Origin of the sequence: uncultured Campylobacter sp. (assembly GCF_937890585.1) — a bacterium.
Taxonomy (GTDB): domain Bacteria; phylum Campylobacterota; class Campylobacteria; order Campylobacterales; family Campylobacteraceae; genus Campylobacter_A.
The window spans coordinates 1-11,745 of sequence record NZ_CALACG010000155.1; the positions used below are offsets into that span (position 1 = coordinate 1).

8 protein-coding genes and 1 pseudogene are annotated in these 11,745 nt (G+C 38.9%); 4 read left to right on the forward strand and 5 right to left on the reverse strand.

The features are described from left to right. The first annotated feature begins 236 nt into the window (after positions 1–236). Both Q0296_RS04580 and Q0296_RS04585 read left to right on the forward strand, forming a co-directional pair. A complete protein-coding gene (locus tag Q0296_RS04580) occupies positions 237–2,588 on the forward strand; it encodes a hypothetical protein (protein WP_298037114.1) in 2,352 nt (783 codons plus the stop codon). 185 nt (positions 2,589–2,773) lie between these two features. Next, the gene (locus tag Q0296_RS04585; RefSeq protein WP_298037119.1) at positions 2,774–3,127 is read left to right on the forward strand and encodes a hypothetical protein; all 354 of its coding nucleotides are present in this window, start codon (positions 2,774–2,776) and stop codon (positions 3,125–3,127) included. 38 nt (positions 3,128–3,165) lie between these two features. Here the strand turns inward: Q0296_RS04585 and Q0296_RS04590 are convergent, their stop codons facing one another. The 5 genes and pseudogenes from Q0296_RS04590 to Q0296_RS04610 form a co-directional block, all read right to left on the reverse strand. Then, the gene (locus Q0296_RS04590; protein WP_298037124.1) at positions 3,166–4,935 is read right to left on the reverse strand and encodes an aryl-sulfate sulfotransferase; all 1,770 of its coding nucleotides are present in this window, start codon (positions 4,933–4,935) and stop codon (positions 3,166–3,168) included. 267 nt (positions 4,936–5,202) lie between these two features. Further along, positions 5,203–6,327, reverse strand: coding sequence for a cytochrome d ubiquinol oxidase subunit II (locus tag Q0296_RS04595; RefSeq protein ID WP_298037126.1), 1,125 nt, complete (start codon positions 6,325–6,327; stop codon positions 5,203–5,205). Continuing rightward, the gene (locus Q0296_RS04600) at positions 6,320–7,855 is read right to left on the reverse strand and encodes a cytochrome ubiquinol oxidase subunit I (RefSeq protein ID WP_298037131.1); all 1,536 of its coding nucleotides are present in this window, start codon (positions 7,853–7,855) and stop codon (positions 6,320–6,322) included. Before Q0296_RS04600 ends, Q0296_RS04595 begins: the two co-directional genes overlap by 8 nt. Position 7,856: 1 nt before the next feature. Then, positions 7,857–8,057, reverse strand: a pseudogene (locus tag Q0296_RS04605) (DUF4492 domain-containing protein); the annotation flags it as partial. Between the two features lie 33 nt (positions 8,058–8,090). Then, entirely contained in the window at positions 8,091–8,894 is an 804-nt protein-coding gene (locus tag Q0296_RS04610) for a hypothetical protein (protein WP_298037133.1), read from the reverse strand. A gap of 545 nt (positions 8,895–9,439) precedes the next feature. Between Q0296_RS04610 and Q0296_RS04615 the strand changes: the two genes are divergently transcribed. Continuing rightward, positions 9,440–11,074, forward strand: a complete 1,635-nt coding sequence (locus Q0296_RS04615) for a CTP synthase (protein ID WP_021088456.1) — start codon at positions 9,440–9,442, stop codon at positions 11,072–11,074. Between the two features lie 81 nt (positions 11,075–11,155). Continuing rightward, complete coding sequence (locus Q0296_RS04620) at positions 11,156–11,734, forward strand: hypothetical protein (RefSeq protein ID WP_298037135.1); 579 nt, start codon at positions 11,156–11,158, stop codon at positions 11,732–11,734. The last annotated feature ends 11 nt before the right edge of the window (positions 11,735–11,745 follow it).

Sequence of the window (11,745 nt, forward strand, 5' to 3'; positions counted from 1 at the left end):
TTTGAGGGCATTTTATCACAAAAATCACACGTTAAATTTAAATCACTCTTAAAAGATAAGACGGATAAAATGAAATTTGCCTCATTTTGATCAAAATGATATAGAAATTGATAACGTAAATTCGTCATACATGTGTCACAAACGCCGATTTGAAGGGATTTATTGTACTTAGGTACAATATACATGAATTATAAAATTCATTAAAATGCGTTCAAAATTTTACATAAGGAAACAATATGGCAACAAGGATCGGCATTATAAAAAGCATCTCACAAGGATCAAGTGTAATCGCAACTGCAAAGGACGGCACACAAAGAGTGTTAAAAGTAGGCGATGAAATTTTTCTTGGCGAGACTATACAGACAACTGATTTTGACTCAAAAGTAGTCATAACTGCAAACGATGGCAAAGACATTGCGATCATCGGAAAAGATACCCTAAATTTAGACAAGAGCGTAGCTCACAATGAGAGCTTTGGTGACGATAGCGTAGCTGATGTAAGCGCTATCCAAAAAGCACTTCTTGATGGCGCAAACATCACAGATCTTGAAGAGACAGCAGCTGGTGGTAATGCAGCAGCTGGAGCTGGTGGAGATGGCGTAAGTCTAGGTGCTGCAAGCTTTGAAGAGGGTGGTCACTACTCAAACATTACTGATGATTATAGAAATTTAACAGACTCAAATAGGGCCTTTGACTCTTTTAATAGTCCAATCGGCGGCTATGCGGACGCTAATGACGCTGGTGCTGGCGATATAGGCGGATCAGCAGCTAACACTCCAGTGGCTATCAAGATATCACTTGATGGCAACGGCGAGGCAAGAGAGGCAACTCCAAACGAGTATCTAGTCTATAATCTAGGCCTATCAGCTGCTACAAACTCAACTACACCTACTGATCTAACGTTAAATTTAAGCGGTGCAAGCGCTGGCAACGACTATTTGGCTGCGATGGAGTACTCGACTGATGGTGGAAATAACTGGACTACGATACAAAATGGCGGCACGATAAGTGGTGTGGCACCAAGTGATATCGCAAATGTAAAGGTTAGAGTGCAGGTGCTAGACGACTACGGTCAAACAGCTGGCAACCAAAACGAGGGCGCAAGCAGCAAGGATCTAGGCGCAAATATCGCTCCTGGCATAAAAGACTACGGCGTTTATAAAGAGGGGGTAACTCTTAGCGTGACTACAAACAACGCTGCTATCACATCTGGCGAGGCTGAGGGCAAGATCATCGATAATGATGATAAGATCGACATCACGCAGGACATAAATCCAGATGATTACGAAGGTGTAGAACTTACCATAAACCGCAGCTTTATAAACTATGATCCAGACAATGGCAATAACACTATGAAACCTATCATCGACACAAAAGATGGCGATGATACGATAACTATAAAAGAAGGCGTAGAATTTAGAAGTGGGTTGTCTGACTTTAAAGACGATGGTAATGATGTCATAAAAATGGGCGATGGCGACGATGTGCTTAATATAGAAAAATCTGATGCAGAAATAAATGGTGAAATGAAATATGGCAGTGTTAGCTCTACAAAAATAGATATGGGTAATGCTGGTGGAGAGAAAAATCAAGACACTGTAATAATAGATGGCGGAACTGTGCTAAATACGATGATTACAAGCCATGATGGTAATGATAAATTTACCGTTAGAGGTGATGCGACATTAGGAGATGTGCTTTTTAAAACTGGCAAAGGAGAAGATACTGTTAATATCGAGAGTGGAATAACAGTGACATCATTAAAATCAGTGAAGATAGATACTGGAGCTGATAATGATATTGTAAATATAAAACATGATTTGATAGATGACGTGGCTAATCATGGATCGACAGATGGAAGCGAGTATGAAGGTGTTAGAACTGCCAGCTTTATAAAAACAGGCGAGGGTAACGACACTATAAAAGTAACTGACGCAAGTATCAGTGGAGTTGATATCGATACAGGTGACGGTGATCTTAGTAAGGAACCATATGGTGATACACTAGAATTTATAAGCTCTGCCATAAGAGATTCAGAGATCAAAAGTGGCAATGGCAATGACAACTATAAATTTGAAAATACAAATTTAGATAAAACTTCTGTCAATTCAGGTGAAGGTAACGATACCATCAAAATAGGCGATGAAATAAATATGAAAAATTCATCTGTCACTGGTGGTGATGGAAATGACAAGGTCGATCTTGGTAAGGGTGTGGTTCTAGATAATAGCACTATAACAGGTGGCGAAGGCACAAAAGATACGCTAAAAATCCATGACGACTCGTTTAAGACAACAAATGCTGGTAAGATAAGTGGCTTTGAGATACTTGATATGTCTGAATTTGATGGAGTGTTTAGATTTTTTCAAGCATCAGATATATCAAATTTTATAAAAAATGTTGGTGGCGAGGGCGCAACATCATTAACTGTAAAAGGTATAAAAGGTGTTGGCAGATTTGAAGATGGCACATCAGGAATTACAACTTCTAGGGAAGCAGATGGTAATGCTACTACATATGAAGTGCATGATGGCAATCAGACATTTACTCTTAAAATAGAAGAAGTTAATATAATTCCCACAATATAAAATTTAGACCCACTTTTGGGTCTAAACTCTCTTTAAAACAGGGTCAAAATAAAATATATAAATATAACTATATCGTACCTAGGTACAATATACAAATCAAAAAATTAATCATAAAATATTATTGAAATTAATTTTATATCAAGAAGATATTCTGTTAATTTGTTTGCACTGAAGAGAGGGGCTCCATGCAAAGCGAGAAGACAAAAAATTTACTCGATGAAGTAAATGAAACAATAGATTTTATATTTAGAACCTGTAACAGAAATGGTGGCACAAAGAAGGCTTTAGAAGATAAAAAGCTAAGTAGAGAAATTTTAAAAGATAAATTTAAATCGATCTTTTTAAAATTTGGCCAGATAGATGAGGCTAGTTTTAAGAGTGCGATCCTCGCAAACGACGAGGCAAAAGAGCTAAACGATATAGCTATAGCACTTGATATAGACGAAGATGTAAGTTTGCTAGAGCTAGAGCGAGCGATAAATTTTGACCTAACTAGCGTCAAAGAAGAAATTTATAAATTTCAAAAAAATATCCGATAAAAAATGGTGTGAGAGGGGGTCTCACACCAAACTTTCAATCAATAATTAAACACTTCAGGATCAATAACCATCGCTCTATAAGCGACATCATCTCTTGATGCTGAGTCTACATCCATCTCAAATTTGACCTCATTTGTCTTTGGATCGATCTCAACTAAAACCATTTTGATAGTTTTATCTGGCTTGAGTAAATTTACGTTTGAGCTTGAGATAAAGTAGGTGTTTTTATCCTTTTGCCACTCGACGTTGCTGGTGACTGCACTGTAAAAGTCAAAGCCACGGTCCTTGCCAAACTGCCAAGTCTGCTCGACTGTGCCCTTTTTCTCATCTATCTTATATTCAACTGCACGTGAGTATTTGTCCTCTTTAAGCGCTGGCTGCTCCATGCCTCTGCCATCGCCATTGTCAAAGACGCTTAGATGTTTTACGCTGCCTTTGTTATCGTATCTTGGTGTTAGCCATGCGGTGTGCTGAGTCCATGACCAGTCAAATTCGCCTTCGCATTTTGAGTTTTCACACTTGATCTTGTTGCCGTTACTATCGACTGGAGTTAGCACTTTTGCTTTAAATTCTTCACTCCAGCCTTCAGGCGAAGCTAGTATCCATTTGACCTTTTTGTCGCGGCCGATTTTGACGACACCTTGGTGGCGAAGTGAAAGTATGATACTATCGTCGCTCTCATCGTATGAGATAGAATTTACATGCGCCCAGTTTCTGCCTGTGCCAGTAGAGGTGATGTCTCCAAATGGTAGATCATCACTTATCTTGATCTCCTTTGCGTCCATATCGATATTTAGGCAAACAGCCCTAGCATCAAGTGCTTTTATGAGGTTGCTACGATAAACGTTGTTGCCAAAAATTTCATTTAGATCCCACTCTTCGACCACCTTTCCGGTGTTATCGACCTCGATGATGTGGTCTCTTATGGTGTGAGAAATTCTGCCATCTTTGTGGTGGTAGTTGTATTTTGCTACTCTAAGAAGTGCGTGATCATCTTTTAGTGGCATCACCTCGTGGCTTAGGTCGATGTAGCCTCTAGGTAGTTGGCGGTTGTAAATTTCTTTTCCCATTAGATCATATCTAAGATATCTTTGAGCCATGCCAAAGCTGATATCGCCGTTTTTGAGCTGATGAAAGCCCATCATCATACCCCCGTCCATCACTCTGCGCTCGCTGCGGTCGTAAAATTTCTGATAGTCAAGGTACCATCTAACTTCGCCTTTTGTGTCTACGATGTAGTTTTCGGTAAAGTCATTCCAGCTAGCAGCGCCACCATTTTTCCAATCAAGCGGTTTATAGACGCTTGTGATTGTATTGTTTATGAGATAGAGCCTATTTTTAAAGGCAGGATCGACCTTTTTGACGCGAGTCTTTTGCATGTGTGAGAACCTATAATCACGGCTATATGTGACGATAGGCTGGGCGTAAATTTTATATGTTTCGACCTTTTTAGCTCCGTTAAATGTATAGCTAAGCACGACCTCGTTTAGATAGTCAGGATAAAGTCCCCAAACAGGCACGCCGTCATGTGTGAGCAGGGCATGCTCTGAGACGTTGTAGTCGATGTCTATGCCGCCATCTGGCTTGCCTTTTACTTTGACGTGGATATCTTTGATATCTTTGCCAGCTCTATCGATGACAGCAGTTAGCGGAGATACGTCGTAAGGGTTTATAAAGACTGATCCAAGCTCGCCCTGAACCTTCACGTGATGAGCTAAGACACCAGCCTCCAGTGGCGTGACGCCTACACTAATACCACTAATCAAAACAGCCGCAAGGGCAACAGAACCTAAGAAATTCTTGCTCATTTTCGCTCCTTTTGTAGAAATTTAATGATATCTTACTCCACAAAACTAACGCAGAAATAACACTCAGGTAAAGTATAGCTTAAATGGAAAATTAAATAAAAAATTTTTGTTTAAAGTATATAGAGGGTAAATTTAGGAGCGAAACGCCCCTAAATTTTAGTTGTTTGCGTCAAATTTCTTTAAAGCAAAGAGTACAAATTTATAGCTAGCAAACAATGTCACTGGCCAAAGTATCAAAAAAATTCCTGCTTCTAACATCTATAATCCTTAGTATGCGTGATGATCGTTTTTGATCTCATCTTGCGTGATCTTCTTGCTATCTATCGCTCTCCAAACTACGACGATATAGGCAAGCACGAAAGGCACTAGCAAGCTAACATATGCCATAACGCCAAGTGTGTAGTGGCTAGAGCTTGCATTTTTGATAGTTAGCGAACTAGCAAGATCGCTAAATGACGGATAAAATGCTGTGCCGTTTAGTCCTGTTATCAAAAATAGTGCAGTCACAGCTAGCGTAACGCCAACGCCGTAAGCAAAAATTCCGCGAATACTTTTTGTAAATGCCCCTTGGAAAATTCCAATAAGCACCAAAAGTACGCCAACAAGTAGCAATATGCCAGCGATAGGCATCTCGATCAAATTTATGGCGTATTTGTAAGCAACAAGGCTAACTACGCCGTTTGCGTCGTATGCAAAGCCATCTTTTGTAAGTATCCACGCAAGAAATCCTAAGAAAAATGGCAAGAATAGCACGGTGTTGATAAGCAGCTGTTTTCTAGCGTTTTGTATAAATTCGCCATCAGCGATGTTGTTCATAAGATATAAGCAGCCGCCTATGCGAGATAGGAAAAACATCGCTATGCCAAGCAAGTACAAGTAAGGATTTGATAAAGCTTCAAGACCACGAAATGGAGTTTTCCACTCGACAAAGTTGTGCTCATTTAGCACAAAATCACTACCGCTAAAAAATGTGCTAACCGCCATGCCGATAAGGATAACGCCAAGCGAGCCATTTATGAAAAGGAAAATTTCATAAGTTCTAGCGCCTAAGAAGTTATCAGGCTTTTTGCGGTACTCGTAGCTTACAGCTTGGATGATAAAGCAAAATAAAATAGCCAGCCAAACCCAGTAAGCACCACCAAAACTTGTAGCGTAAAATAGTGGAAACGCCGCAAAGCACGCGCCACCAAACATAACAAGCGTCGTAAATGTAAGCTCCCATTTTCTACCGATAGAATTTATGAGCATATCTTTTTTAAGCTCGTCTTTGCCAAGGCTAAAGATTAGCGACTGGCCGCCTTGAACAAACATCATAAACACAAAAAGCCCGCCAAGAAGGCTAACTATAAACCACCAATAAATTTGTAAATTTTCTAAACCTAAACTATGCATGGTCGTTAAATCCTATCTTTATTTGCTTAAGCATGATTTTGATCTCGGCAATCAGCAAGACCGTAAATAAAACAGCAAATAATATAAATGAAATTTTCACGTTTGAGTCTGATAAATTCGTAGCTCCAACACCAACGGTCATGAGATCTTGTATCGCCCATGGCTGACGGCCGACCTCTGCTACTATCCAGCCAGCCTCAGCTGCGATGTAGCCAAGCGGTATGGTAAAGAGGCAGATCCACAAAAATGCTCTTATGTTTTCAAATTTATATTTTCTTGAGAGATTTAGATAAAGGGTGATAGCAAAAAGAGCTATGAAGTAAGTGCCAAGTGCGACCATGATGTGGAAGCTATAAAATGTAAGTGCAACTGGTGGCACAGCATCTTTTGCGTCCTTAAGATAGCCATATCCTAAGAAATTTAGGTTGCTCTCTAAATTTGAAAGTGAGCTTTTCATCAAGCTCTCGTCATTTGCTTTTTTAGCCTCTTTGTAGTTTTTAAGAGCTTCGATAGCTACTTTACCCTTTGCCATCTTCTCTTCTACGCTTATTAGATTGTGCTCGCTGTTGCCGTAAAGTAGGTCGTTTATGCCTGGTGTAAATGAGTCAAGCTCTCTGTTTGCCATGATGCCAAGTGCGTAAGGTACCTTTATCTCAAACAAAAAGGCATCGCTCTCATCGCCAAGCTTTTTAGCTGGGTTTAAAATGCCAGCAGCAACTAGACCAGCGTTTTTCTCGCCCTTGTAAAGTCCCTCCATGGCTGCTAGCTTCATAGGCTGCTTTTGAGCTGCAAGATATGCGCTCTCATCACCGCTAAGTAGCAAAAATGCCGAAGTGATAAGACCAAATGCGCTAGCAACGACGATGCTTTTTTTAGCAAGCAAGATGTGGCGTTTTTGGATCAAAAACCAAGCTGAAATTCCTATCACAAAAAGAGCTGAGATAGTGTAGCCGCTAGTTACTGTGTGTAAAAATTTAGTGATACCAAGTGGATTTAGCGCGACTTCGAAGAAATTTTGCATCTCCATTCTAGCTGTGTCTGGGTTAAATTTCATGCCTATTGGGTATTGCATCCAGCCATTTGCGATCAAGATCCAAAGTGCGCTTAAATTTGAGCCGATCGCAACAAGCCATGTTGAAAGCAGGTGAAATTTCTTACTAACCTTTTCCCAGCCAAAAAACATAATGGCAAAAAATGTACTCTCCATGAAAAATGCTAGCAAGCCCTCGATCGCAAGTGGAGCGCCGAAGATATCGCCGACAAACCAGCTATAGTTTGCCCAGTTTGTACCAAACTCAAACTCCATGATGATGCCAGTAGCCACACCAATAGCGAAATTTATACCAAAGAGCTTTAGCCAAAATTTCGTTATCTCAAGCCAGGCCTTATCGCCAGTTTTGACATATATCGTCTCCATAATGGCGATGATAAAACTTAGCCCCAATGTAAGCGGGACAAACAAAAAGTGGTAAATGGCAGTCAGCGCAAACTGAGCCCTAGACCAATCAACAAAATCCATCTCAGACATTTTATTCCTTTATTAAATTACGAATTACAAATTCGCTTTTTTCTTCGTCAGTTTGAAATTTGGTATTAAGAGTCTCATTAAAGAAAAAGAGCTTTAAAACCCCAAACATAATAATAAGCTTTATCGCTATAAGCAATAATAATTTTTTTCTTAATCTCATATTTTTAAACCACCCATAAAAAACTCTATTTTTGAAGTAGTATTAAATTTTCTCATTTGCCTTCACTAAATATTGCTATTGCAAAATATTATCAAAATCTGAAATAAATTCATCAAAATCTGATGTAGTTGCACTTTTGTCAACAGTTTCTGTGAATATATTGCCATCGTCTTTTGATATTGGCTTAAAGACATCTATAATTGATTGCCCTGCGTTTTTACTAAAATCACCAAATTCGTCTCCGATGATCCTTTCAGTAAAAGCTGAGACAATACTGTCAAAATAGCTCTCATCTTTCTTTTCTGACTCTAAATTCTCTTTATTTATAAATTTATCAAGCTCAGGCATATTTTCTGAATTAACAAAGTTTATTATATCGCTCTCGCTACTAATGTCCTTACTATATCTACCCTTTGTATAGACAGAAAACTCATAATTAACTCTGGCGCTATTGCCTTTAAAGACATTAACGCTAAAAAAACAACCATCGTCATAAAGAGATGATATGTCTATATTATATTGCTCGCTAACAGCCTTTTTAAAGCGACTTAATTTCATAGCAAAGTTAGAATCATATACTAAAACATAAACCCCGTTAGGGAAGTCGCTGGTAGAGTTAAGTAGATCTACCACCATATAGTTTGTAATATATGATTTTATACCATCAGCACAATATGGACAATCAAGGCCACTGCAAACAACTTCGCTACCATTTGGCAACTTATGTCTTTTTATCGACCTATCAAAAGCATAGTTTGTTCCTTCGTCGATAGCATGTGGTAAGAGCCTAATTGTATAAATTTGCTCTTTACTACGAACCTTTTGTTTTTTTGCTGTGCTATTGTCACATTTGAGATTTAAAAAGTTAATATCTTTCATTACTTTCCTAACTCATTACTTGCCTCTTGTTTCTAATAGCTGATAGATTTTACTGCTAATTACTATAAAAGGCAGATAAAACAAATCATATTTGTTAGATCCTGTTCGGATAATCTTACCGCATATCCTTTAAACTTTTACTATTGCTTAAAAACAACGCTAAATACTTGCGTAACTAACTTTAGTTATATAGCACACAAGCTTTGGTGGCTCTAAATTTTACTTCATAGATTTGTTGCCACTAGAAGCAATATTAATTACATATAGTAATCAAATTTTAGAAAAGCCTTTTATCCTCTATCATAACGGCTAATTTTTATTATCTTTTAAAAACTCTCTTGTATATTAAGATGGCATATGTCTTGAAAATATATAATCTTTATATAAAGAGATGAAGTTTTTAAATATTTTTTAATCATGATGTTGAAGTCTATAACAAAAAAACTTAAAGAATAATTTTTAAAAATTGCACGATTAATGCCTTACTAAATATTTAAGGGGTATAATCGGCAGATTAAAAAATAACTAAAGTTAAGGAAAATTTGATGGCAAAAGAGACGAAGTATATTTTTATCACAGGTGGCGTTTTAAGCTCACTTGGAAAAGGCATCGCAGCTGCGTCTATCGCGACATTACTTAAAAATTCTGGCTTAAAGGTGAGTGTTTTAAAAGCTGACCCATATATCAACGTAGATCCTGGCACGATGAGCCCGCTAGAACACGGCGAAGTCTTCGTCACAGACGATGGCGCTGAAACAGACCTAGACCTTGGTCACTATGAGAGATTTTTAGATGAGAGCCTAAGTCAGGACAATAACTTCACAACAGGCAGAGTTTATAGCTCGGTCATCGAAAAAGAACGACGTGGCGACTACCTTGGAAAGACTATACAGGTGATCCCTCACATCGTTGGCGAGATAGTTGATCGTATCAAAAAAGCAGGCGAGGGCAAAGATGTGCTCATCGTTGAGATAGGCGGAACCGTTGGCGACATCGAGGGCTTGCCATTTTTAGAGGCGATAAGAGCCTTAAGGGTAGAAGTTGGTAAAAAAAGAGCGCTAAATATACACCTAACACTCGTGCCGTTTATAAAAGTAGCTGGCGAGCTAAAGACAAAGCCAACTCAGCATAGCGTAGGCGAGCTAAGACGTATCGGCATAAGCCCAGATATCATCATATGCAGATCTGAAATGCCACTAAACCGCGAGCTAAAAGATAAGATCGCAGCAAGCTGTGGTGTAGAGAAAAACTGCGTCATAGAGAGCTTAGATAGCGCAAGTATCTATCAAATTCCACTTTCATTTTTAAAGCAAGACATCCTAGTGCCGATCGCTGAAAATTTAGGCTTTGGCGAGCTAAAACCAGACATGGCAAACTGGGATAGCCTAGTAAAAAGGATCATCGCTCCAACAAACGAAACAACAATCGCCTTTGTAGGCAAATATATCGATCTAAAAGAGAGCTATAAGAGCCTAACCGAGGGCATCATCCATGCTGGAGCAAATTTAGACGCTAGAGTAAATTTACGCTGGATAGATAGCGAAAAGATAGAAGAGAGCAATGTAAATGAGCTTTTAAAAGATGTGGATGGCATCTTGGTAGCTGGCGGCTTTGGCGAAAGAGGCGTTTTAGGCAAGATGCAGGCCATAAAATTTGCTCGTGAAAACAAGATCCCATATCTTGGAATTTGCCTTGGTATGCAGCTAGCGATGATCGAGTTTGCAAGGGATGTTTTGGGCTTAGAAGATGCAAATTCTATGGAGTTTAATAAAGAGTGCAAAAATCCTATCATATATCTAATAGATAGCTTCATTGACGCCCACGGCAAAAAGCAGATAAGAACGCACACAAGCCCACTTGGCGGCACGATGAGACTTGGTGCTTACAACTGCGACATCAAGCCAAAGACGCTTTTGGCTGAAATTTATGGCAACGCAAAGAGCGTAAAAGAGCGCCACCGCCACCGCTACGAGGCAAATCCAAAATATAAAGAGGTCTTTGAAAAGGCTGGCCTTATAGTAAGTGGCGAAAGCGACGGACTAGTAGAGGCGATCGAGCTAAAAGGCCATCCGTGGTTTGTAGGTGTGCAGTGTCACCCTGAATTTACTAGCCGCTTAACTAGACCAAACCCTGTAATACTAGGCTTTATCAAGGCAAGCCTGGCTAATCATGTAAAATGATAAATTTGTGAAAAGCATTTAAGTAAAAATAAAGTATATGATACATAAAATTGTAATGCAATTACTATTGAAAGGATTAACATGAAAAATTGTGTTTTAAAAGGTGTTTTAGCACTTTCACTTGCTAGCTCATTTGCGTTGGCTGAAGGTGGATTTGCTGGAGTTGAGGGTGGCTATGATTTTAGCTCAAAGCTAACTAGCGGTGGTAGCATAAAAGATAATAGACCAAACATAGGCATAAAAGGTGGTTATGATTTTGATACAGCTAGAGTATATGGTGGATATTTCTACCATGCTAAAGCTAAAGATAGCTATGATGGTATAGTTGATGCAAAATGGACAAATCATAAATTCGTAATAGGTGGTGACTACACACCAACCATAGCTGACAACTTTAAGCTAGTTGCTGGTCTTTATACTGGTCTTTCAGTGATTAATTTTGATGCTACTGCTAATACAAATGCGGGCAGACTAATATATGATGTTACAAAGTCTGGCTGGCTATTTGGTGCTAAACTAGGTGGTGAGTATAGTTTTGATAAAAATAATGCACTTGAATTTGGCTTAAAAGCTGATAAGTCTTGGTATTCTTCATCGGATTATGTTGATCTTAAAACAACAGATATCGGCGCTTACCTAGGCTACACATATAAATTTTAATTTTTGGGGTC

Coding starts and splice junctions, on each gene's coding strand:
- Q0296_RS04580 (WP_298037114.1), top strand. CDS start 237: ATGGCAACAAGGATCGGCATTATAAAAAGCATCTCACAAGGATCAAGT.
- Q0296_RS04585 (WP_298037119.1), top strand. CDS start 2,774: ATGCAAAGCGAGAAGACAAAAAATTTACTCGATGAAGTAAATGAAACA.
- Q0296_RS04590 (WP_298037124.1), bottom strand. CDS start 4,935: ATGAGCAAGAATTTCTTAGGTTCTGTTGCCCTTGCGGCTGTTTTGATT.
- Q0296_RS04595 (WP_298037126.1), bottom strand. CDS start 6,327: ATGCATAGTTTAGGTTTAGAAAATTTACAAATTTATTGGTGGTTTATA.
- Q0296_RS04600 (WP_298037131.1), bottom strand. CDS start 7,855: ATGTCTGAGATGGATTTTGTTGATTGGTCTAGGGCTCAGTTTGCGCTG.
- Q0296_RS04610 (WP_298037133.1), bottom strand. CDS start 8,894: ATGAAAGATATTAACTTTTTAAATCTCAAATGTGACAATAGCACAGCA.
- Q0296_RS04615 (WP_021088456.1), top strand. CDS start 9,440: ATGGCAAAAGAGACGAAGTATATTTTTATCACAGGTGGCGTTTTAAGC.
- Q0296_RS04620 (WP_298037135.1), top strand. CDS start 11,156: ATGAAAAATTGTGTTTTAAAAGGTGTTTTAGCACTTTCACTTGCTAGC.